Origin of the sequence: Vibrio sp. 3-2(1) (genome assembly GCF_963887575.1) — a bacterium.
In the GTDB taxonomy this organism is placed as follows: Bacteria; Pseudomonadota; Gammaproteobacteria; order Enterobacterales; family Vibrionaceae; genus Vibrio; species Vibrio anguillarum.
This window is the reverse complement of record NZ_CAWPGB010000065.1, coordinates 1-24281: the sequence shown is the minus strand read 5'-3', so window position 1 is coordinate 24281 and position 24281 is coordinate 1. Positions and strand designations below refer to the sequence as shown.

At 46.4% G+C, this 24281-nt stretch carries 15 protein-coding genes; 10 read left to right on the top strand and 5 right to left on the bottom strand.

Features of this window, described 5'->3' with window-relative positions; all coding sequences use genetic code 11:
• Positions 1-22 precede the first annotated feature (22 nt).
• The 3 genes from AACQ79_RS17355 (at position 23) to AACQ79_RS17345 (ending at position 3726) form a co-directional block, all read left to right on the top strand.
• Positions 23-1168: a sugar diacid recognition domain-containing protein gene (locus AACQ79_RS17355; RefSeq protein ID WP_017048371.1), complete on the top strand. Its 1146-nt coding sequence runs from the start codon at positions 23-25 to the stop codon at positions 1166-1168.
• Positions 1169-1301: 133 nt separating this feature from the next.
• Positions 1302-2567, top strand: a complete 1266-nt coding sequence (locus AACQ79_RS17350; RefSeq protein ID WP_170899453.1) for a GntP family permease — start codon at positions 1302-1304, stop codon at positions 2565-2567.
• A 19-nt stretch (positions 2568-2586) separates the two neighbouring features.
• Positions 2587-3726 carry a glycerate kinase gene (locus AACQ79_RS17345; protein ID WP_170899452.1) on the top strand — a complete coding sequence of 380 codons (1140 nt, stop codon included), beginning with the start codon at positions 2587-2589 and terminating at the stop codon, positions 3724-3726.
• A 212-nt stretch (positions 3727-3938) separates the two neighbouring features.
• Here AACQ79_RS17345 and acnB read toward each other — a convergent pair whose 3' ends face one another.
• The 4 genes from acnB to hrpB all read right to left on the bottom strand — a co-directional run bounded on the left by acnB (position 3939) and on the right by hrpB (position 13943).
• A complete protein-coding gene (gene acnB, locus AACQ79_RS17340; protein ID WP_170899451.1) occupies positions 3939-6536 on the bottom strand; it encodes a bifunctional aconitate hydratase 2/2-methylisocitrate dehydratase in 2598 nt (865 codons plus the stop codon).
• A 246-nt stretch (positions 6537-6782) separates the two neighbouring features.
• Positions 6783-9041 carry a patatin-like phospholipase family protein gene (locus tag AACQ79_RS17335; RefSeq protein ID WP_170899482.1) on the bottom strand — a complete coding sequence of 753 codons (2259 nt, stop codon included), beginning with the start codon at positions 9039-9041 and terminating at the stop codon, positions 6783-6785.
• Between the two features lie 88 nt (positions 9042-9129).
• Positions 9130-11478, bottom strand: coding sequence for a penicillin-binding protein 1B (gene mrcB / locus AACQ79_RS17330; RefSeq protein ID WP_170899450.1), 2349 nt, complete (start codon positions 11476-11478; stop codon positions 9130-9132).
• Entirely contained in the window at positions 11475-13943 is a 2469-nt protein-coding gene (gene hrpB, locus AACQ79_RS17325; protein ID WP_170899449.1) for an ATP-dependent helicase HrpB, read from the bottom strand. The genes mrcB and hrpB overlap by 4 nt, the downstream gene beginning before the upstream one ends.
• Before the next feature lie 55 nt (positions 13944-13998).
• Here hrpB and sfsA point away from each other — a divergent pair, with 55 nt between their 5' ends.
• The 7 genes from sfsA (at position 13999) to panC (ending at position 19946) form a co-directional block, all read left to right on the top strand.
• Positions 13999-14739 (top strand): DNA/RNA nuclease SfsA, encoded by a 741-nt coding sequence (gene sfsA, locus AACQ79_RS17320; protein WP_170899448.1) that lies wholly within the window; start codon positions 13999-14001, stop codon positions 14737-14739.
• Between the two features lie 139 nt (positions 14740-14878).
• Complete coding sequence (dksA, locus tag AACQ79_RS17315; RefSeq protein ID WP_013857662.1) at positions 14879-15325, top strand: RNA polymerase-binding protein DksA; 447 nt, start codon at positions 14879-14881, stop codon at positions 15323-15325.
• A gap of 92 nt (positions 15326-15417) precedes the next feature.
• Positions 15418-16287, top strand: coding sequence for a tRNA glutamyl-Q(34) synthetase GluQRS (gluQRS, locus tag AACQ79_RS17310; protein WP_017043010.1), 870 nt, complete (start codon positions 15418-15420; stop codon positions 16285-16287).
• A 107-nt stretch (positions 16288-16394) separates the two neighbouring features.
• On the top strand, positions 16395-17756 hold the full coding sequence (gene pcnB, locus AACQ79_RS17305) for a polynucleotide adenylyltransferase PcnB (RefSeq protein ID WP_026028232.1): 1362 nt from the start codon (positions 16395-16397) through the stop codon (positions 17754-17756).
• Positions 17753-18259: a 2-amino-4-hydroxy-6-hydroxymethyldihydropteridine diphosphokinase gene (folK, locus tag AACQ79_RS17300; RefSeq protein WP_094125449.1), complete on the top strand. Its 507-nt coding sequence runs from the start codon at positions 17753-17755 to the stop codon at positions 18257-18259. Before pcnB ends, folK begins: the two co-directional genes overlap by 4 nt.
• The gene (panB, locus tag AACQ79_RS17295; protein ID WP_010319550.1) at positions 18259-19053 is read left to right on the top strand and encodes a 3-methyl-2-oxobutanoate hydroxymethyltransferase; all 795 of its coding nucleotides are present in this window, start codon (positions 18259-18261) and stop codon (positions 19051-19053) included. Before folK ends, panB begins: the two co-directional genes overlap by 1 nt.
• An 11-nt stretch (positions 19054-19064) precedes the next feature.
• Positions 19065-19946: a pantoate--beta-alanine ligase gene (gene panC / locus AACQ79_RS17290; RefSeq protein ID WP_010319549.1), complete on the top strand. Its 882-nt coding sequence runs from the start codon at positions 19065-19067 to the stop codon at positions 19944-19946.
• A 412-nt stretch (positions 19947-20358) separates the two neighbouring features.
• Here panC and AACQ79_RS17285 read toward each other — a convergent pair whose 3' ends face one another.
• Positions 20359-23961, bottom strand: a complete 3603-nt coding sequence (locus AACQ79_RS17285; protein WP_170899447.1) for a YobI family P-loop NTPase — start codon at positions 23959-23961, stop codon at positions 20359-20361.
• Positions 23962-24281 lie beyond the last annotated feature (320 nt).

The window sequence follows — 24281 nt, the reverse complement described above, 5'->3', positions numbered from 1 at the left end:
GCTAACGAAACCACTTGAGATTATGCAGATCACAGAAACCACCGCACGCCAGATTGTAGAAAGAGCGATGAAGATCATCACTTATTCAGTCAACGTAATGGATGAAAAGGGACGCATTATTGGCTCAGGTGATCCCACTCGTTTGCACCAGAAACACGAAGGGGCGATTTTGGCCATCAATGAAAATCGAGTGGTTGAAATTGATCATGCCACCGCCAGTTACCTAAAAGGCGTTAAACCCGGCATCAATTTCCCCATCATTTATCAACAACGAGTGATCGGCGTGGTTGGAATTTCCGGTAACCCAACGGAGGTTCACCGTTATGGCGAGCTGGTCAAAATGACGGCGGAGCTTATCGTTGAACAAGCCGCACTGATGGCACAAGTACAGTGGAATAAGCGCCACCGTGAAGAGCTGCTATTACAACTAATTCAAGGTGCCACTCTCAACGAAACACAGCTCAATTCAATCGCCGAGCGATTAGGGCTCGACCTTTCCCAGCCGCGTATCGCTGCCGTGGTCAAATTGATCCCAGATAACGATACCGCCTTATCGCTAGAACACTTACAGCAGTTGGTGCATCTGCTGGAATACCCTGAACGGGACAATTTGGTGGGGATCATTTCAGTTTCTCACAACGAAGTAGTGGTTTTAAAACCCATCTCACTCACCGAAAAAGGTTGGTCACAAGAGGCCGAAACTAAACGAGTCAATCAACTGTTGAAGCGAGTGAAAAAAGAGGGCAAATTCACCATCAAAATTGCACTAGGTGATTATTTTCCAACGCTCTCTGGGCTGGCTCAATCTTATCAAACCGCCAAGTTGACGATGCAAGCCTCCCACCATAAACAGGGAGACGTATTCTTTTATCAAGATGATAAGTTACCTGTACTGCTCAATAGCGTACAGCATGAGCCATGGAGCCGCGAGCAGTTACGCCAACCCTATACCCTGCTGGAACGGTATGACACTAAGGGAATATTAATTAAAACCCTCCGCCATTATTTTGAGCAAAACTGCGATGTCCATCAAACTTGCCAAGCACTGCATATTCACCGTAATACCTTGCGCTATAGGCTTGAAAAAATTGAGCAAGTAACCGCTTTAAAATTCAATCAGTTAAATGACATTACTCACCTTTATTTGGCTTTATCTTGCTTCAAATAAAAACATAAAATTGTGCATTTGCACAATTAATCAGTCACATCAAAGCCAGTAATCTGTGCAATAGACTGAAGACTCTTTTATTTTTGCTCCCTATATTGCAGCCAATCAGTGATAAAAAATATGGATATAGAAGATGATTGAAGTTTCAACTCTCGGAGCTCTGGCCGCATTAGTCGTGGCTATCACGCTCATTCTAAAAAAAGTACCACCCGCCTATGGCATGATCATCGGCGCGTTGGTCGGTGGCGTGATCGGCGGTGTATCGCTGACCGACACCGTTGCTCTGATGATTGGTGGCGCACAAGGCATTGTAACCGCGGTGCTACGCATTCTTGCAGCAGGTATTTTAGCTGGTGTATTGATTGAATCAGGCGCTGCCACTTCCATTGCAGAAACCATAGTGAAAAAGGTTGGAGAAACTCGCGCTTTATTTGCCTTGGCCTTAGCAACCTTAATTTTGACTGCGGTCGGCGTGTTTGTCGACGTGGCAGTAATCACCGTATCTCCTATCGCTCTGGCGATCGCTCGCCGTGCCGATCTCTCCAAGGCGGCCATTCTGCTAGCGATGATTGGCGGCGGTAAAGCGGGTAACGTAATGTCACCTAACCCGAATGCGATTGCCGCAGCCGACGCGTTTAACGTGCCACTTACTTCTGTAATGGCGGCGGGTATTATTCCTGGGATCTGCGGGCTTATTGTGGCTTACTTGATTGCCAAACGTTTAGTCAGTAAAGGAAGTAAAGTCTCCGCCAGTGAAGTCGTTGCGGTGGATCATTCTAGGCTACCCCGCTTTAGCTCAGCGATCATCGCACCATTAGTGGCGATTGTGTTACTCGCACTACGCCCTATCGCTGGCATCAATGTGGATCCTTTAATTGCACTCCCATTAGGTGGATTAGTCGGTGCGGTCGTGATGGGACGATTTGCAGACACTAACCACTTTGCGGTTTCAGGTCTAACTCGCATGGCTCCGGTTGCGGTTATGCTACTTGGTACTGGTACTTTAGCCGGCATCATCGCCAATTCAGGTCTTAAAGGCGGTTTAATCGAAGTACTGACCGCTTCTGGCTTGCCTTCTTACCTGCTTGCACCGATCTCAGGTGCAATGATGTCACTGGCAACCGCTTCAACCACCGCAGGTACAGCCGTTGCCTCCAGCGTCTTTAGCTCCACTATACTCGAACTAGGCGTACCCGCACTGGCAGGGGCTGCCATGATCCATTCAGGTGCGACCGTACTTGATCATATGCCACACGGTAGTTTCTTCCATGCCACGGGCGGAGCGGTACATATGGACATTCGTGAGCGTCTCACCTTAATTCCTTATGAATCGGCAGTAGGTTTAGTAATTGCCTTCATTTCTGTGATGATTTTTGGCGTATTTGGTCTGTTTGTTTAACGCAGTTAAGGTGTTAAAAATGAAAATTGTTATTGCTCCAGATTCTTATAAAGAGAGCCTAACGGCAATGGAAGTCGCCACCGCGATAGAGAATGGATTCAAACAAGTGTTGCCCGATGCGCACTACATTAAGTTACCGATGGCCGATGGCGGCGAAGGGACGGTCCAATCACTGGTTGATGCTACTAATGGATCGATTGTTACCACAACCGTAACGGCGCCGCTAGGTGAACAAGTCGAGGCTTTTTATGGCTTAATGGGTGATGGTAAAACAGCGATCATTGAGATGGCGGCCGCATCGGGCTTACACCTGGTGCCGCCAGAGCAACGCAACCCAATGAACACCACCAGTTACGGTACTGGTGAGCTGATTAAAACCGTGCTCGATCAAGGTGTTGAACACATCATCATCGGCATTGGTGGCAGTGCAACCAACGATGGTGGCCTCGGCATGGCGCAAGCCCTCGGCATTCAACTGCTTGATTCAGATGGAAATCCATTAGGCTTTGGTGGCGGTGAATTGTCAAAACTGGCCTCGATTGATCTCACACTACTGGACCCACGTTTAGCCCGCATCAAACTGGAGGTCGCCTGCGATGTCGATAATCCACTGTGCGGCGTACAAGGCGCTTCGCACGTCTTTGGCCCACAAAAAGGAGCAACACCCGAGATGGTCGCGCAACTTGATGCCAACCTTGCGCATTATGCAAACATCATCAAAACGCAATTAGGTCGTGATGTTAAAGAGATGCCGGGTGCTGGCGCGGCAGGCGGTTTAGGTGCGGCGCTGGTTGGTCTACTAGGAGCGAGCCTTCGTCCGGGCATTGAAATTGTGATGGATGCCGTGAACCTTAGCGATGTAGTAAAGGATGCCGATTTAGTCATCACTGGGGAAGGACGTATTGATAGCCAAACCATTCACGGTAAAACGCCAATCGGTGTTGCGCGCACTGCCAAACTTTTTTCCGTGCCAGTGATCGGAATTGCAGGCTGCTTGTCAGCAGACTGCGCCGTTGTTCACCCACATGGCATTGATGCGGTATTCAGTGTCGTTCCACGCTCGGTCGACTTGCCTACAGCCCTTGCCGAAGCGGCGCAAAACGTAGAAATGACCGCGCGTAATGTCGCGTGTGTTTTTAGCTTGTCTTACAAGCAATAACTATTTCGCTGAATACCGTATGACTCTCAAGCTTATTTTAACTCCATTGACAGAACAACGTTATAAATTATTGGTCAAGTCATTGTTGGCGGAGCATTGCAGCCACCAATCGAACTTAATCTAATGTTATTTCAGCATTGAGTGAGAAGCTAGAATGGTAAAAAGCCACCGAATCGGTGGCTTTTTTATTAGGAGGCTAGCTTGGATAGCTCTTACACCGCTTGCTGGACAATCACACTGTCTGCTTTTTTAGTGTATTGCGCCATACGATGGAAGTTGAGGTAGCGATAGGTGTCAGCTGCAGTTGCGTTGATCTGCTTCGCGTACTCTAGATACTCTTCCAGTGTCGGAATGCGGCCTAAAATGGCGCCCACGGCCGACAGCTCTGCCGAAGCAAGGTAAACATTCGCGCCGGTCCCTAAACGGTTCGGGAAGTTACGGGTCGAAGTCGACATGACGGTCGCTTTATCGGCAACACGCGCTTGGTTACCCATGCATAACGAACATCCTGGAGTTTCAATACGTACCCCAGCGCGACCAAAGATGCCGTAATAGCCCTCTTCGATAAGCTGATCTTTGTCCATTTTAGTCGGTGGCGCAACCCACAAACGCGTATCTAACTGACCATTGAACTTCTCAAGCAATTTACCTGCCGCACGGAAGTGACCAATGTTGGTCATACAAGAACCGATGAAGACTTCATCAATAGGCGTACCTTGTACATCAGAAAGTAAGCGCGCATCGTCTGGGTCATTTGGCGCACATAAAATCGGCTCTTTAATCTCAGCAAGATCAATCTCAATCACATGTGCGTATTCTGCATCACTATCCGCTTGCATCAACTCAGGATTGGCTAGCCACGCTTCCATCGCCGTAATACGACGCTCGATAGTCCGGCGGTCACCATAACCTTCGGCGATCATCCACTTCAACATAGTGATGTTAGAGTTGAGGTACTCTTCAATTGAGGCTTGTGACAATTTAACCGTACAACCCGCCGCACTGCGTTCTGCCGAGGCATCAGAAAGTTCAAACGCTTGCTCAACCGTTAAGTGCTCAACCCCTTCGATTTCTAGCACACGGCCAGAGAATTCGTTAATTTTCCCCGCTTTCGCCACTGTAAGCAGGCCTTGCTTAATCCCGTAATAAGGAATCGCGTGCACTAGATCGCGCAGCGTGATGCCCGGCTGCATTTCACCTTTGAAACGCACCAAGACAGATTCTGGCATATCCAGTGGCATCACACCCGTTGCGGCCGCAAAAGCAACCAAGCCAGAACCGGCTGGGAATGAAATGCCAAGCGGGAATCGTGTATGCGAGTCACCACCAGTACCGACGGTATCAGGTAACAACATGCGGTTTAGCCATGAGTGAATAACTCCATCACCCGGACGCAGTGAAACACCGCCACGGTTCATGATGAAATCAGGCAAGGTATGGTGGGTATTCACATCGACAGGCTTTGGATAAGCCGAGGTATGACAGAAAGATTGCATGACTAAGTCAGCAGAAAAACCAAGACACGCCAAATCTTTCAATTCATCACGTGTCATCGGGCCAGTGGTATCTTGCGATCCAACCGTGGTCATTTTAGGTTCGCAGTAAGTCCCCGGACGAACACCCGTCACGCCGCATGCTTTACCGACCATTTTCTGAGCCAGTGTATAACCTTTGCCTGTATCAGCCACTGCAACTGGGCGACGAAATACTGTTGACGCTTCTAAGCCTAGTGCTTCGCGTGCTTTATCCGTTAAACCACGACCAACGATCAGTGGAATACGGCCGCCAGCGCGCACTTCATCAATCAATACGTCGGTTTTAAGCTTGAACGTGGCAAGCACTTCGCCAGTGTCGTGGTTACACACTTTGCCTTCAAATGGGTAAACATCAATCACATCACCCATGTTGAGTTTGGTAACGTCAACTTCAATCGGCAACGCGCCGGCATCTTCCATGGTGTTGAAGAAGATAGGTGCAATTTTACCGCCGAGCACGTAGCCACCCGCGCGTTTATTAGGCACAAATGGGATATCGTCACCCATAAACCACAAAACAGAGTTAGTCGCGGATTTACGAGACGAGCCTGTACCGACCACATCACCCACATAGACTAGCTGATGGCCTTTCTCTTTTAGCGCTTCGATTTGAGTGATAGGGCCAATGCTGCCTGCTTTGTCGGGTTGAATGCCTTCACGTTCATTTTTCAACATAGCCAGTGCATGCACTGGAATATCTGGGCGTGACCATGCATCTGGCGCTGGTGACAAATCATCAGTGTTGGTTTCGCCAGTAACTTTAAATGCGGTTAGCGTGATCTTCTCTTGAAGCGCCGGTTTTGAAAGGAACCATTCCGCGTCTGCCCATGATTGCAGCACTTTTTGTGCATGTGCATTACCCGCTTTTGCTTTCTCTTCAACGTCATAGAACGCATCAAACATCAGTAGAGTACGCGATAGTGCATCAGCCGCAATCGGTGCCAGCTCTGCATCATCAAGCAATGAAACTAGCGGCTCGATGTTATAACCACCTTGCATAGTTCCGAGTAGTTGCGCAGCTTTTGCGCGGCTCACTAACGGTGAAGAGACCTCACCTTTAGTGATGGCGGTTAAAAAGCCCGCTTTAACATAAGCGGCCTCATCCACACCGGGGGGAATTCGATTTTCAAGGAGATCAAGCATGAACGCTTCTTCACCTTGAGGGGGATTTTTCAACAGTTCAACAAGTCCTGCGACTTGTTCAGCATTTAGGGGTCTAGGAACAACTCCTTCGGCAGCACGCTCTGCGACGTGTTTACGGTAGGCTTCAAGCACGACTTTTTCCTCTCATTGCGGTTTACCCCATTATTATTGACATGATGGGCAAACATCCTTGGAAACTTGGCTCTCCATTGCCAGATATTTTTATGTAATCAGCGGCAGAGAGGCCAAACTGTGGGACGAAGAATAGCAAATTTAACTTTAAATTAAAATCTTATCATTTTGACCAACATAGCAACTTAAGACTAAAGTTCTATGATTTTTGAGTCACTTACCGCCCACTTTTCAGCTCAATTCTCGCTAAAAGGTAGTGCCAATACTCAAGTATATCGAATCAAAATTATCTTCGGTTCGACCATAAGCAAACATAATCGGTCCAATCGGCGAATCAACACCGGCAAACACCGATCCCGCACCGTATAATGGGGCGGTATCAAAGCTTAGATCAGGATCAGACCATACACCGCCGTATTCTATTGATGCACCGACATAAAATGGGGAACTGAACAGGCCAAAGTCATTATCAAACCAGCGATAACGATACACCAAACTGGTGAACGCTTTATTCTGTCCAATCAAGCTGTTACGAGGAATACCTGATAAATTTAAGAAACCACCAATCGATTTAGGGTTTATCGGTTCACTGGAATTTTTACTTTGCACCACACCGTAATCAAGATTACCGACCAAAGTATGCCTGCCAAGGCTATAAGCAGCGATTAATTCACCGGAAAATTCATACACCGTATCGTTTGATTCAAGATCGGAAGAGACACCAGAAACTTTATCGTGCGATGCAAGATACTCAAGATCAAGATAAACACCGCGGGTAGGCAAGCTGAAGTCATCTAAGGTATCAATGCGGTAGTTAGCAAACACACCAGCACGGGTGTAATCCATATTTCCCATGGATGGCCAATTTGACACTTCAGCCTCCCCATCGGTATAGCGGATCCCTAACTTAAACTCTCGCCATAATTTATCTTGATAACCAAGCGACAATTCTCCAATCCATTCTAAATAGCTGATCGGCAAATAGTCTTTACTGGCTTCTAGACTGGTGTCATCAAACCCTTGCATTGGCTTATTACGTTTATCATTGCTAAACGAAATCAAAGCTGAGGTAAACGCTTTTTGCCCTGAGAACAGAGGAGAAAAAAGCTCCGCTTCGATGATCTTATCGGTGCCCATTTCTAAATTGAAACGTAATTCAGAACCAAACGAATTTAAGTTAGTGAAATTGGAAGAGATACCCAGCGCATACTGACTATCCGTATGAAAATCATCTTCTAAGAAAAAGCGAAAATTGAGGTAATTTGGCCCCCAAGATTTCTCTTTTACATCGATGACCAGTTGGTTCTTTCCTTCAAATTCTCGGTATTCATAGGTCACTAACTCAAAGCGATCCAATGCATAGAGATTTTCGACCGTCGCTTCAATCTGCTCGGTTGATAGCGGTTGTCCTGTCTTTAAATGTAAACGGTTTTTTAACAATTGATCGCTGTAATGACTGCGGTTGTTGAGTACGATTTCATCAACCTGCACATCATCGCCATAAATTAAAGCCCTGCGGCGAGCTTGTTTTGCTTCCACATAGCGTTGATAACTAGCACTCGATAATGACAACGAAGTCAATACCGATTGGTTCGCCATTGCAATCTCATACCCTTTTTCATAAGCGGTAGGCATTTTATCAAATTCAGTGGTTTCCATACTGCCGACATCAGGGCGTAAAAATACATCTTGCTCATTCAATAAACGTGCTTGTTTTTGAGTGCTTCTTTGTACGAGATAGTTGGAAAGCTGATCGGCTACCGTCAAAAAGGTGGTGAAAGCTTCTTGGTTTTTGTAATCGGTACTGATATCGATCGCGATAACAATATCAGCCCCTAAGGCACGTGCAACATCAACAGGCATGTTATTGGTCACACCGCCATCGACTAACCAACGACCATCAACTTCGTAAGGTGGCAGTGCTCCAGGTACTGACATACTCGCCATCATCGCATCCACTAAATAGCCACGATCCAGCACCACTTCCTCAAGAGCAATGATATCAGTTGCTACCGCGCGATAAGGAATAGGCAGTTGATCAAAGGACTGAAATTCAGAGAGATTGCCCGACGTTTCTCGCAAAATACGCAACATATTTTGCCCTTGCACCACACCACGTGGTGCGCGGATCTCACCCCAACGCAGTCCAAGGTCGGTGGTCAGTTGATAGCGGTCTTCGTACTCTTTATCCCGAACACGACGTTGGCTGCGGTTGACCCGGTCACGATAACCTTCATTCCAATCCACGCTGTAAATTAAACTTTCAATTTCATCGGCGCTCATACCACTGGCATAAAGGCCGCCCACATAAGCGCCCATGCTGGTACCAGTAATGAAATCAACGGGGATGCGCATCTCTTCCAGCGCTTTGAGAACGCCAATGTGCGCTGCACCTTTTGCCCCTCCTCCCGCAAGAACGACGGCAACTTTGGGTCGCGCAGCACTGTCCAGCATAGGTTTTTCAGCTTGTGGCTCATCAGCCACCGCGAAAGTCGCAGGAAACATGAATACCAAGAACAATAAGTTACTTAAAAACTGTTTCACGACTCTTCCTTAAATCCCTTTGAAATCAATTTAATATAAACTCCCCCAGCTACCACTGAAAGAGATTTTTTAACCATTGTCCCGGTTGTTTATCACAGCTCTGTTTCAATGCGCCGTTTTTATCCCACATGGGCAGTTTAAATTCGTTGTGACAATCTTGGACTAATTCACCCTCGGCACTGGTTTTAAAGCCAATCGTGGTAATGCCTTGCGGCCAAGGAAGAAGTAATTTTTCCGGAATCCGATGTTGTAAATATTCCGCGTACACCCGTAATGCACCACTCGAACCCGTAAGTTTGATCGGCTGATTATCATCGCGGCCAAGCCAAACCGTGGTGACTTCACGACCATCCACCCCGACAAACCAACTGTCGCGGCTATCGTTAGTGGTACCAGTTTTCCCCGCCAATGCCGCCCAAGCGAACTGATTATTGAGATAGCGCCCGGTCCCTTCAAGTACTCCTCGCTTCATCGCATAAGTTGTAAGCCACGCCGCTTGCTGCTCAACGGCTTGGGATACTTTGGGAATTGATTGATAGAGCACATTGCCCTCTAAATCCAGTACCGAGCGCAGCGCCGATAAGGGCGCTTTTTTACCCGAGTTGGTTAAGGTTTGGTACATCTGCGCCACTTGATAAGGCGTCAGAGAGAACGCGCCAAGAAACATCGACGGTACAGGACGGATCTCCTCTTTGTTGACACCGAGCCGCACCAAAGTGTCAGAAACTTGTTCAATCCCAAGCTGCATGCCCAATTGTACCGTGGGCACATTCAGTGATTTAGCTAACGCGAGATACAACGGCACTTCACCACGGAACTGACGATCAAAGTTGCGCGGTGACCACACTTCGCCTTTGTTCCCTTTGAGTGTGATGGGTTTATCGATAAGCGTGCTGGCTAAGTTGTATTTATCTGGCTGTGCGAGTGCGGTGAGATAGACCGCTGGTTTGACTAACGAGCCGATAGGACGGCTTGCATTTAAAGCGCGGTTAAAGCCGTCATAACCGGTCTGTTTACCGCCAACCATGGCACGGATCTCACCACTGGTTCGATCAACAGCGATCGCTGCGGCTTCTAAGTTTTTCCCCGCCGTTTTGGAAAGCACTGGAATTTGTCGATCAATCGCCAGCTCCAATTTGACTTGCGAAACAGGATCGAGCGAGGTAAAAACGCGCAAGCCAGTATCCGCTTTGAAGGCGTCGCCCACTTTCTCTTTCAGTTCAATTTTTAACTGCTGAAAATACGCTGGCTGCCGGCTGGCAATGTGAGGATGCTTTTGCACATCTAACGGTCGACTGGCCGCTTGTTCAAACTGTTTAGCCGTCAAAATATCTTGCTGCATCATCAGCTTTAAAACCAAGTCGCGACGCTCTTTAGCACGTTCAGGGTAACGCGCAGGGTTATAATAAGAAGGCCCTTTAACCATACCCACTAACAACGCTAATTGATCAATGCGCAATTCTTGCAATGGTTGACCGAAATAAAGCCGTGAGGCGAGGCCGAAACCGTGAATCGCCTCACCGCCACTTTGCCCTAAATAGACCTCATTTAGATAGGCTTCTAAAATGCGATCTTTACTGTAGCGATAGTCAATAATGAGCGCCATATAAGCTTCACGCACTTTACGCCATAAGGTTCGATCGCTGGATAAGAAAATATTTTTTGCCAGCTGTTGAGTTAACGTGCTGCCGCCTTGCACGGTGCGCCCAGCCTTAATGTTGGCCACTAAAGCACGGGCAATCGCAAATGGAGAGATGCCATCATGTTGATAAAAATAGCGATCCTCGGTCGCAAGCAACGCATCCACCATCACTTCAGGAAACTGATCACGACGTAAAAATAGCCGCTGCTCATCGTTGCCTTTTTCAAGCATGCCGAGCATTTTGGGCTCAATACGCAAGTAACCTAAATCCCCTTTTTGCTCAAGAGATTGAATACGAACTAAACCGCTGTCATTAAAATGGAGCATCACATGGCGGTCAGGCTCAGGGCCATCGGCAAACTCAAAAGGGCGGCGGATGATCTCAATTTTGCTTGATGATGAAGAGTACTCGCCAGCATAGCGTGGCTGGTTCACTTTGCGATAGTTGAGTACATCAAGCTCATTGCGCAGCTCTTGCAGCGGGATGTCATCACCGGGAGCTAAATTCAAAATGCGCGCATACACGACGGTCGGTAAATCAAAAAGCTGACCTTCGAAGCGTTGTTTGACCACGCTATTTAAGTAAATACCAACAAACAACAGCACCGCGGCCAGTGCAAGGCTCAGTTTCCAGCCAATACCCCACACAATTTTCCACCATGCTTTGCGTGGCGGTGAAGGCTTCTTGGCCGGGCGACGTGAAGGTTTTTTTACGCTATTTTTTTGAGTGCCCGTAGGCTTTTTCTGGGTTGTCATTGTGCTAATTGCCGCTTAGTTTTCGTCGTCGCTATGTGGTTGGCAGGATCATCAGGCCAAACGTGTTTTGGGTAACGCCCTTTCATCTCTTTTTGTACTTCTTTATAAGCGCCCTGCCAGAAACCGGCGAGATCTTGAGTTACTTGCAAAGGCCGCTGCGCAGGTGAGAGCAGTTCCATTACCACTTTTTTGCGCCCTTGAGCGATGGTGGGGGAATCTTGCTCGCCAAACATCTCCTGCATACGGACCGACAGCATCGGCTCCGCGCCCAGTTGATAACGAATGGCGGCTCGATTACCTGTGGGTAGCGGGTGGTGAGTTGGAAGCCAGCGATCAATCTCTTGGTTTAATGGCCAACCTAAATAGGCATTGAGTGCATCAAGAAGCGGTACTTTCGCTAACGCTTTGACCGATTTTACTCCGACTAAATAGGGGGCTAACCAAATTTCAAGATCATTAAGCAGCGCTTGTTCCTCGACAGCAGGCCACGCCGCTTCCGGTAGCCATTGCGCAGCGCAACGTATGCGCGTTAATAAAGCGCTCGCCGCTTCGCTCCACTGTAATACCGATAGCCCCTTGCGACGGACATAATTGAGCAAGGCTTGCGTCATTTTTTCATGAGCAGGCTCTTGCAGTGCTTCACGCTCAATGACCAATTTACCGCACAGGGTTAGCCTTTCCGCGCACAGTTTCCCTGCTTTCTCATCCCAATCGACTCGTTCTTGTGTACTAAATAGCTCTGGAAAATAGGCTTGTAGTGCATCAATGTCCAACTCTGTCGCAACAAAGATTTGACTCGCTTGTGAGCCGCTGCGCATTAAATCCACCACCACTAAATAGTGCGCGCCCGCGAGGCGTTCATCGTCACGCATTTGCGCGCCGTGACCATTCGCCAGTAAAAACTGCCCCCGTTGCGACTCGCTGCGACGCTGGGCAATGCGATCGGGAACAGCCAAACTCAGCACCAACGCCAGCAATGATTCATCCACTTTTTTTAGCTGAAATTGGCCACCGAGTGCGCGCGCAAGCATCGTGGCACGCTGATGTAGGTTTTGTGTCTTAGGGTGAGTCACTTGCTGCCAACGCATTAAGCTATGTTGTAAATCCAGCACATTCCGCTCAGGCTCTTCCAATAACGCGGTCACAGCGAGCGCCGTATTTAGCATTGAATCACTCGTTTCATGGGCTTTGAGCAGCATACTCACCAGCCTTGGTTCCACACCGAGTGACTGCGCTTTTTTACCCAATGCACTGAGCTGCTGTTTGCTGTCCATCAAACCAAGCGTATGCAATAGACTCCAAGCTTGCTTCATCGCTGCTGCTGGTGGAGTATCCAGCCAAGGCAAATCGTTAACCGACACCACACCCCACTGCGCAAGCTCCATCGCCAAAGGCGCTAAGTCACTGTGCAATATTTCCGCGCTCGGCACTTGGGGTTGCTGCTTATATTGTGCTTCGCTGTAAAGGCGCAAACAGATGCCGGGTTCTAGGCGTCCGGCGCGCCCCGTGCGTTGCTGCGCCGATGACTGGGCAATTTTCACTTGCTCTAAACGAGTGATGCCCGTTTTAAGATCAAACTTCGCTATCCGCTCTAGCCCTGCATCCACCACTAAGCGTATCCCCTCAATGGTCAGCGATGTTTCGGCAATATTAGTCGCTAGCACAATTTTCCGTTTGCCTGCTACTGCAGGCGCAATCGCTTTTTGCTGCGCTTGTAGACTCAACTGCCCGTATAAAGGACAAATATCAAACTCATCGGCTAAGTGTGCGAGCTGCTGTTCAAGCTGTTTAATGGCTGAAACGCCAGGTAAAAATGCCAGCAGAGAGCCACTTTCAGCTCGCATCAAGCCTTCAATCTGTTTGCTCATCGTCGGCACAAGATAATCATTGGCTCGCAGCGGTGCATAGCGCACTTCAACTGGATAAGCTCGACCTTCAGATTGCACATAAAGCGCTTGGGGTAATAATGACTGCAGTGCCAGTTGATCTAAGGTTGCTGACATTACGACGATTTTAAGATCTTCTCGCAGCGCTGATTGCACTTCCAAACTGAGTGCGAGAGCCGTATCCGCGTGAATACTCCGCTCGTGATACTCATCGAAGATCAAGAGATCGATTCCGCTTAGCTCAGGATCGGTTTGGATCATACGTGTCATGATCCCTTCTGTCACAATTTCAAGCTGCGTCGCTGCGCTGACTTTACTCTCACCACGCATACGATAGCCGACGGTTTGCCCAACACTCTCACCTAATTGCTGCGCTAAATAGAAAGCAATACTGCGCGCCGCCAAACGACGCGGTTCAAGCATGATGATCTTACCCGTGAATAATTGCTCTTTTAATAGCTGTAACGGGAAATGGGTCGACTTACCCGCACCGGGAGCGGCTTTGACAATCATCTGTGGGTGAGCTTGTACTCCCGCCAGCAGATCGGGCATCACAGCTTGAATGGGCAATTGTGACAATGTGCAATCCTTATGGTTAAATGGCGGCAACATTGTACATAAAAACAGTAGATAAATGCAGTTCAATCCTCCACTTCGATCCGCGACCTTACTCAAACGCTACAAGCGTTTTTTGGCCGACATTGAGTTTGCCGATGGTCAACAAGAGACTATTCACTGCGCCAATACTGGCGCGATGACGGGCTGCGCCGAGGCGGGTAATCGTGTCTGGTTCTCCACCTCAGACAACCCTAAACGTAAATACCCACACAGTTGGGAGCTGGCTGAAACCCAGCAAGGCCACTGCATTTGCGTCAACACGGCTCGGGCGAATACGCTGGCAGTAGAAGCGATTCAAAACGGCATCATCAAAGAGCTGCAAGGGTATGAGCAATTACAAACTGAAGTGCGCTACGGCCAAGAAAATAGCCGAATTGATATCTTGCTCAAATCACCCTCTAAACCGACGTGCTATATAGAAGTGAAAAGCGTCACCTTATTGGATGAGCGTTACTCTCCACACGACGATGTCGCCTGCAATTCAGGACAAGGTTATTTCCCCGATGCCGTTACAACGCGTGGACAAAAGCATTTGCGTGAATTAACGGAAATGGCAAAAAGTGGAAGCAGAGCAGTACTTTTGTTTGCTGTTTTACATTCAGGGATTGAAAAAGTCTCGCCTGCACTCCATATAGACGCAAACTATTCACTATTATTGAAACAAGCGCAAAAAGAAGGGGTGGAAGTACTGTGCTACAAGGCTGTACTTTCAAGGAATGAAATCAAGCTCGTTAACACTGTAGAATTCGCCCATTAGTGACAAAAAATTGATGGCGCCTTCACATTGACAATAAGTTTACGATTGAGTGTTTGCCTCCTATAGATCTTTTTGCTATAGATACCCGCCTAAAATTAGCTGCTCGCGCAGTTGACTAGGTGTTAGTAGGAGATGCTGCATGCCGGAATTAAAGAAAAAAGCGATAGGCATCCTAGCCATTGCAGGTGTTGAGCCGTATCAGGAAAAGCCAGGTGAAGAGTATATGTCACCTGAGCAAATAGCTCACTTTACAAAAATTTTAAGTGCTTGGCGCAACCAACTTCGTGAAGAAGTTGAGCGTACCGTTCACCATATGCAAGATGAAGCCGCAAACTTTCCCGATCCCGTTGATCGCGCTTCTCAAGAAGAAGAATTCAGCTTGGAATTGCGTAACCGTGACCGTGAACGTCGCTTGATCAAGAAAATTGAAAAAACATTAAGCAAAATTGAAGAAGATGATTTTGGTTTTTGTGAATCTTGTGGCGTGGAAATCGGCGTTCGTCGCTTAGAAGCTCGACCAACGGCGGACCTTTGCATTGACTGCAAAACGCTAGCCGAACTTAAAGAAAAACAGATGCAAGGTTAATCTTACCTTTTGTTTGTGTTAAAAAAGGGAGCTAAAGCTCCCTTTTTGTTTTCACTCGATACCCAAATAACTTGTAACTTGGATGAATCGCAATGCACTATATTGGCCGATTTGCCCCATCACCTTCAGGCCCACTTCATTTTGGTTCTTTGATCGCTGCACTTGGCAGCTACTTTCAAGCAAAATCACAGCAAGGTAAGTGGTTGGTTCGCATCGAAGATTTAGATCCGCCAAGGGAAATGCCAGGAGCCTCCACCCTGATACTTCAAGCCATCGAAGCCTATGGTTTGCATTGGGATGACGAGGTGGTTTATCAAAGCCAACGCCACACTTTATACCAAGATCAAATTGAGGCTTGGCTTGAATCAGGGCAAGCCTATTATTGTGATTGCACGCGTAAACAAATTAAACAGATAGGTGGCTTTTATCCCGGTACATGCCGCTATAAAAAACCAACATTAACCGAAGATTGCGCGGTTAGGTTGCGTGTTGATACACCGGTAGAGTCATTTTTCGACCAAAAACATGGCGAAATTCACATTCCTAAAGCATTAGCACAGGAAGACTTCATCATTAAGCGACGTGACGGTTTATTTGCTTATAATCTTGCCGTAGTGCTCGATGATATCGATCAAGGAGTGACGGAAGTGGTGCGGGGAGCCGATTTAATTGAACCAACAGGACGACAAATCAGCTTGTATCATTGCTTACATAAAACTCCGGTAAGCTACCTTCACTTGCCGCTCGCGATGGATGGTAATGGCAATAAATTATCCAAACAGAATCATGCCACTGCCATTGATATTCAAAATCCTAAACCTACTTTGCTTAAGGCAATGCGCTTTTTAGGGTTTGAGATAAAACAAGAGATTAGCGACGCTTCCATCGATGAAATTATCTTTTGGGGCAGTCAGAATTGGCACGTTGAACAACTCCCTCGGGAGACCGAGATCACACCGTGATTCTCAAAAGGCTATCCTTACGCTATGATTAGCCGCAAAATCGTCCCGAACGGGCACTTTAAATAACAAAAGCAAGGTTGGCAAAAACCAATTATTGCCAGATGCACATGAATAAAAACGACTATACACCACGCGAAAATCGCGTTTACCAAGACTTAGCTCTAAATATTATCACTCGTGATGAACACAATATTTCGCGCAAGCAAATCAGCGATAATGCGCTCAAGGTGCTATATCGACTTCATGGCGCAGGTTTTGACGCCTATTTAGTCGGTGGTGGAGTACGCGACCTACTATTAGGTGAGACACCAAAAGATTTTGATATCGCCACTAATGCAACACCAGAGCAAATACGCCAACAGTTTCGCAATTGCCGCTTGATCGGCCGTCGCTTTCGCTTAGCGCACATCATGTTTGGCCGCGACGTAGTGGAAGTGGCGACTTTCCGTGGACACCATCAAGAGCCGAGCCAAAACGTCTCAGCACAATCTGAAGCGGGTATGCTGCTGCGTGATAACGTCTACGGCACCATTGATGAAGATGCAGAACGCCGGGACTTCACGATTAACGCCATGTATTACAACATCGGTGATTACAGCATTCATGATTATGCTGGCGGCATGGACGACTTAGAAGATAAGCTCATCCGCTTAATTGGCGATCCTGAAACGCGCTACCGTGAAGACCCAGTGCGCATGTTGCGTGCGATTCGTTTTGCGGCCAAGCTCGATTTCGATATCGAAGAAGAAACAGCCGACCCAATCGAACATCTTGCTCCTTTACTGCAAGATATTCCTGCGGCACGTTTGTACGAAGAATCGCTAAAGATGCTGCAAACCGGCCACGGTTTAGAAACCTACCACTTAATGCGTGAGTACAACCTGTTCCAGCAGTTGTTCCCTGTGATAGCTCAAGAGTTCACTCCAGACTACGACTCGCACACAGAACAGATGTTGGATCTGGTCTTAGATTCAACCGACCTGCGTATTGAAGAAGGTAAACGCATCAACCCAGCCTTCATGTTTGCTGCCATGTTCTGGTACCCGACAGTGAAACTGGCTGATGCGTTAATGCAGCAGCGTAATTTCGCCTATTACGACGCCGTCATGGAAGCGAGTAACCTCATCCTTGACCAAGTGGTGAAAACCCTTGCGATACCTCGTCGTCATACCGCGACAATTCGCGAAATTTGGCAATTGCAGTTGCGCTTACCACGTCGCAATGGGAAACGAGCCTTCCGCCTTATGGAGCTCAACAAATTCCGAGCGGGTTTTGATTTTCTACAAATGCGTGGCGAGATCGAAGGCGGAGAGACGAAAAAGCTGGCTGACTGGTGGACAACCTTTGAAAGCGCAGGACGAGATATGCGCCAAGCGATGGCAAATGATTTGGAAAGTGGCGCAAGTAACAAACCCAATGTACGCCGCCGCAGAAGCCCACGTAATAAAAAGAGCCGCCCAGAATCATGATTCTCGTTTATATTGCTGTTGGCAGTAATTTAGGCGACCCAATCGCGCAAGCTGAGCAGGCCATTGAAGCCTTGAAATGTTTGCCACACTCTCGATTTTTAAGCGCCTCATCCTTGTACAGTAGTACACCGATGGGGCCACAAAACCAGCCCGATTACATCAATGCGGTGGTTGCGATAGAAACCGATTTAACGCCACTTGAGCTGCTCGATTGCACCCAAAATATCGAGTTAGAGCAAGGGCGAGTTCGCAAAGAAGAACGTTGGGGGCCAAGAACGCTCGATCTGGATATTCTTCTTTACGGCAATGAGGTGATCGATTCCGAGCGATTGACCATTCCTCACTACGGAATGAAAGTACGTGAATTCGTGCTCTACCCGCTCGCCGAAATCGCACCAAGTTTACAGCTCCCTGATGGGACTGAGCTCAATCAACTGTTACCGCTCGTCGAACGTAACGGGCTCGGTATTTGGCACTCGCCAGCGCCTCGTAAGGACATTTAATGAAAAAAATCACCATAAACGATCTGATCCAATGGAAACAACAAGGTCGTAAATTTGCAACCGTCACCGCGTATGACGCAAGCTTTGCTCAGCTTTTTGAAAGCCAAGAGATGCCTGTATTATTAGTGGGCGATTCTCTGGGCATGGTGCTACAAGGTCACACAGATACCCTACCCGTCACCGTCGAAGAGATTGCCTACCACACACGCAGCGTGCGTGCCGGTAGCCCTAACTGTTTATTGATGGCTGATATGCCTTTTATGAGCTACGCCACACCACAACAAGCCTGTGAAAGCGCCGCTAAATTGATGCAAGCGGGTGCAAATATGGTCAAAATCGAAGGTGGTGATTGGCTGGTAGAAACGGTGAAAATGCTGACTGAACGCGCGGTTCCGGTTTGTGCACACCTTGGTTTAACACCGCAATCGGTCAATATTTTTGGTGGCTATAAAGTACAAGGCCGCGACCAAGAAAAAGCAGACCGAATGGTCAAAGACGCGTTGGCGCTCCAAGAAGCGGGCGCACAAATTGTGTTATTAGAGTGTGTACCGGCCAGCCTAGCAGCGCGAATTACCGAAGTACTTGATGTGCCAGTGATTGGCATTGGCGCAGGTAACGTGACCGATGGACAAATTCTAGTAATGCACGATATGTTCGGAATTTCGGCGAATTACATGCCAAAATTCTCGAAAAACTTTCTTGCTGAAACAGGGGATATGCGTAAAGCCGTTGCAAAATACATCGCAGATGTAGAAAGTGCCGCTTTCCCTGATGACGCTCATACCATCGCCTAAAGGAGATATTCATGCAAACTTTTGCTGACATTTCAGCTCTTCGCGAGCAGATCAAACAGTATAAGCGTGAAGGCCGCCGAGTCGCTTTTGTGCCGACCATGGGCAATTTACATGAAGGCCACTTAACCCTAGTGCGTAAAGCACGTGAAGAGGGCAATGTGGTCGTGGTCAGTATTTTTGTTAACCCGATGCAATTTGACCGCGCGGATGACTTAAATAACTACCCGAGAACACTGGATGAAGACTTAAGTAAACTCAACGCGGAAGCGGTTGATTTGGTCTTTACCCCAACCCCAGAAATAATGTATCCGCAAGGATTAGAAAAACAGACCTTTGTTGAAGTACCGGGGCTTTCTCATATGCTCGAAGGCGCATCAAGACCAGGGCATTTCCGTGGCGTTGCAACCATAGTCGCTAAGCTGTTCAACATAGTGCAGCCGAATGTTGCCTGTTTTGGTGAAAAAGATTTTCAACAGTTAGCGGTTATCCGCCAAATGGTCAGCGATCTTTGTATGGATATCGAGATTGTCGGCGTCCCTACCGTCCGTGAAATGGATGGCTTAGCGATGAGTTCACGTAACGGGCTGCTGACGTTAGATGAACGCCAACGTGCGCCTGTCCTTGCTCGTACCATGCGTTGGATAAGCAGTGCACTGCGTGGTGGCCGCGACGATTACGCGTCGATCATTGAAGATGCCAGTGACCAATTGCGTGCTGCTGGGCTACAACCTGATGAGCTGTTTATTCGCGATGCCAAAACGCTGCAACTGATCTCGAATGAGACCACACAAGCGGTGATCTTAGTATCTGCATTTCTGGGTAAAGTACGCTTAATCGACAACCAAGTGTTGGAATTTAGCGCCGAAACGAAAGCGGACCCTGAAGAAGAGTAATTGCTATTTCAAGTGATGAAGTGATGACTCATTCTCACTTCAAAACCCTATATTGCAAAGGTCGCCCATAAGGAGCGACCTTTTTTGTCTCGTTATTTAACTGAGTCGAACGTGATTGTCGGAGAACAATATAGTTTGATCATTTTTGAGGTTCGTTACTACTACTGAGATTAATGAAATGACAATAAATAGAGATTAATTTCTAGCTCATTTTTGGACAAAAGCGTGTTACGTTTTTCGGATCACTTCTACTATTCGGATTACCCCTAGTATTGCAATCATACGGCCACCCTACAAATGGCAGGCCAAATTTTCGTATTTATTATTAGTAATGTGTGCAATACCAAAAATACAAAGTTAAGAGTGCTAGCTAGTAAGGTTATACTCCCAAAAACAATCAAGCATTATCTTCTCAAGATCTATAGAGGTTCACCTTTATTTCTTTAAATATATCGCTAATTCTCCAAGAGGAAATTATTTCCCTAGAATCGAGCCAGGAGACCAATCCTTGATTCTCAGGTGTCTCTTTTAGTCTTGGCGTATGGTAACCACGGGTTATTTCGGAATATGGCTTCGGTAGACTCGCCAATACATCACGTACTTCATCGTTACTTAAATGAGAGTGATATTTATTGAAGAGTGAAATTTGCGTTGCTATCGGAGAGGAGTTCTTTATCAGAGCACTAGTTATATCTCCATCAATGTTTGGTAGATTTGCATCTGAATTGACGATGATTGAACCAACAAGTGCAGAACGCTCTGGAAGATCAACTAACGAATATAAATCCATCAGTTCGACGACTTTTATCTTGTTTTTCTGAGAAATATCCGACTCAAGCAGCTCTTCCAAGAAATCATCTTCTAATGAAAAGTCTTCTGGCCCAGCCAGAAATGTATCGATATTATTTGCCACAAACAATACTTGCAACTCTCTTTCGTTGAGCGCATTTAGACTATCAGTACGAAATTCGATTTTCGCTTCCTGAATTAATATTATAAGCTTTGTTGGTTCAACCCCTTCTGGAAAATGTGTAAATGACTTGGGTAAAGCTCGCACATACTCTTTGTAGCTAATATCAGAAAGAGAGTTCGCGTTAAGAAGAAAAGAACGTATAGACTTCGAATCACTATCACTGGGGACCGCTTGTTTCAGGATAGCCGATCTAACAACGTCTCGATCGAGATACTCAACTAAGCTTTGTGCTTCAAAACCTTCACTTGCCATAAAGAAAAGGCAATTTTTCCAGTTTGGCACAATCATAGTTAAACTGAAGAGCATAGAATGTAATCTATCGGGCACATCTTCTAACGTCGGTAATTGTTGCGTCTGTTGCTCAAGAAACTCTTGGATCGTATTGAGGTCAATCTCTTCACGGCGAACTACGTCCAAAATAGCGGATGTTTCTTCTTCAGTATTGGTTTGTATAGCCAAAAGAATATTGCGTAAGTAATCGCCAAAATTACTCTCAATTCGATCTATCAAGACAGTACTGTTCGTCGCACGTATTGCCGTGAAGTTCCTTGTATGCAATGGGGTGACATCTTCCTCTCCCAATATCGCTTGATAAGCGAACTCTATGTTCGCTAACGTAAGGTCAAAAAGCCCCTCTTCAAACATTGAGTTCACAATGTCAAAGTGCTCTTTGATTGCTTCGAAGTCTTTAACTTCAAAATTGAGGCAAACGAGCCGCTCTGGATCGAGCTCAGGCGAACTAATCAGAATATCGGAGAGATTCTCTGATGCAAAAACGGGGAATTCTTCAAAATCTCTTGAAATGGATTTAAGTGAACGTTCAGTTAATCCCACAATCAGCTGAACAACGTGTATAAGGCTATTTGGACTAGAAAGTACAGTCAGTACAAAATCACTCCAGACATTAGTTAACTGTTGGAGAAATTTTGGGACATAACTCCCGCTGCTGTAATAAGCCATAAAGAAGTCTTCACAGTTGGAAAACTCTTCCATAATGTACCCTAAAAGCCTCTCTAATTGACTTTGGTAACGGTGTTGTTCACTCAACAGAGTGTCAACAAGCGAGATGTTTAAAACGTAACTTTGTCCAAAGTCTTCATCTCTCATCGCCGCAATAACTTCGTTAGGATTATCAATAGGAAAATCTGGCTCTGGTGTAATAAATGCACGTATTTTAATGAGAAATTTATTGTCATTGGGAGACAATCGACCAGAATGAAAAAGTGAGGTGTACTGGTAATAGGTATCGTCCAGATAACCTTCTAACAGCAGAAACCGAGCAAGCTCTCCATTCTGACCAAACTCCTCGAATAACTCCTGTAGATGGTCGACATTCAATCGTAATTGTTCATGGAATTTCGCAGTTCTAAGCCCTGCAACCTTTGGTCTAAGATCTCGTATTGCTCGTAGAGTTTTGGTTTTATTTTCCTCTGCCTTATGTTCTATCTCCTCTTTGCGTTGAAGATAAGTTTTGTGCTGGTCTACATTATCTTGGAGTGCAGAAACATCCAAGCGACTATTATGACCATGAATGTTTCGATAATAGATATATCGAGCCTCGATCAGCTCTTCAAACATTTCAAAGCATGTCAACTGGGCAGTAGCCACTTGATTATTTTGATCGATACCCACACTAATGGCGTGTGATGGCAGCATCTCAATTAGAGCCATCGCATATATTTGACGCAACTCTTTTAAGTCAGCAGGAACTTGACGTTCAGCGATATCAAGTTGCTTTTCGAGTGAAGTAATTTCAGCTCTAAATTCTTTTTCTCCGTGACTTATTAACTCATCTTGGAAATTCAATATTGCGGCGAGAGTCCCTTCGCCTCGGTGTAATTTTTCGAAATCCCGTGGATAAACATTTTTGTAGATCAAAACGGCAAGGAGTTTATTGGCGTCGAGCAAATATTCACCATCTGTTTTCAAATTATCCACATAAATGCTGTATTCATTAAAAATGTTTTGAATCAACCGTAGATCGTTTAAATAACGTGATACCTCTCTAAGAAACTGACGATCAAGGCCTTCGTTAAGCGCAAGTCTCGCTCCAATCTTCAAGACCATGTCAATTGAGTTCGATGAGTTGATGATCGGAATAACTGGAATGATAAATTCGAAAAACTTGGTTCGCTCTGTGTTTGCAAATATGTCATCGCGTAGTGCATATAGGAATCGAATATGACGTTTTACGCCTGAATTTGCGTTAACAAGACCGTTAATTTCACGCAACGTAACGAAAATATCAGTATTGTCGAATCGGTCTAGATCCTCAATGATTACAAGATCGTAACTAGTTTCCTGGAAAAAGTAGATTATCTCATCTAAATGACGATTCAGTATTGAGGATTCATCATCACATGCGGGCTTAATTTCGACATTTTTTAGCGAAATACCCTTGAGTGACAAACCAAAGCTCGCGACATAGAAGTGATGCAGTATCCGCCAGAGGAATGCTGCTGCAAACACAAAGAAACCTAAATTGACTGAGTTTTCGAACGCAATAGGTTTGAAATAAGTACCGCTGATGACTCCTTCCCGCTGCTGAAATACATACCAAAGCGCGAACATCCCCAACAAAATGTACAGTGACTTAAAGATCGACCCAACACCAGGCGACTGAATTCTCTTAAAGCGAGATAACGGGAGTTTGTTTGCATCCGCACCGTAAAGCATCTGCTGTAAAATACTCCTCTCGATCTCCTGACGATCCACCGTTTCTACCTTCGTTTCAGCTTCGGTAATGAAAGTCGCGAGAGAAATATGAAGAACTGGCCGTCGATACGTTTTCAGAAAAGATTGAATAATGCTGCTCTTTCCGGAGCCATAGGGGCCCGTCAGGGCTATATTTGAGATTTTAGAATTATTCGTTGCAAATCGTAACGCTTCTGAGTAGGTGCCTGCTTTATCCGCGTCATCTGTCGGAGCTAGATCTACGAACTTCGATTGCATATCGTTGGCGTTTTTTTGTTCCAACCAATACACTGTTTTATCAAGCCCCTTGATGAGCCAACGTACAAATGAGGTAATTATTTTATTCATATATGTATAGTTATTAGATTTAAACGAATTGGGGGACACAATGACGGTACATGTATTTAGCTCTCGATATTATGAATCTCTGCTAAATCAAAGGACTTAATCCAATCAGTACGATACTGAATCATTAGGGAAATTTGGTCAAATGCTGATGGTTAAAAATGGGATTATTAGAAACTCTAAGTTAAAAAGGGGCGTGCGACGTGAGGTCGTATGAAGCGCTGTTCACCGCTTAATGTGTGAACCATCTGTATCACCAGATGAACCTAGGACTCTGAATAAAGTAGCGAGTCTGACAATGTAACGAAGACTGGTCATGCACC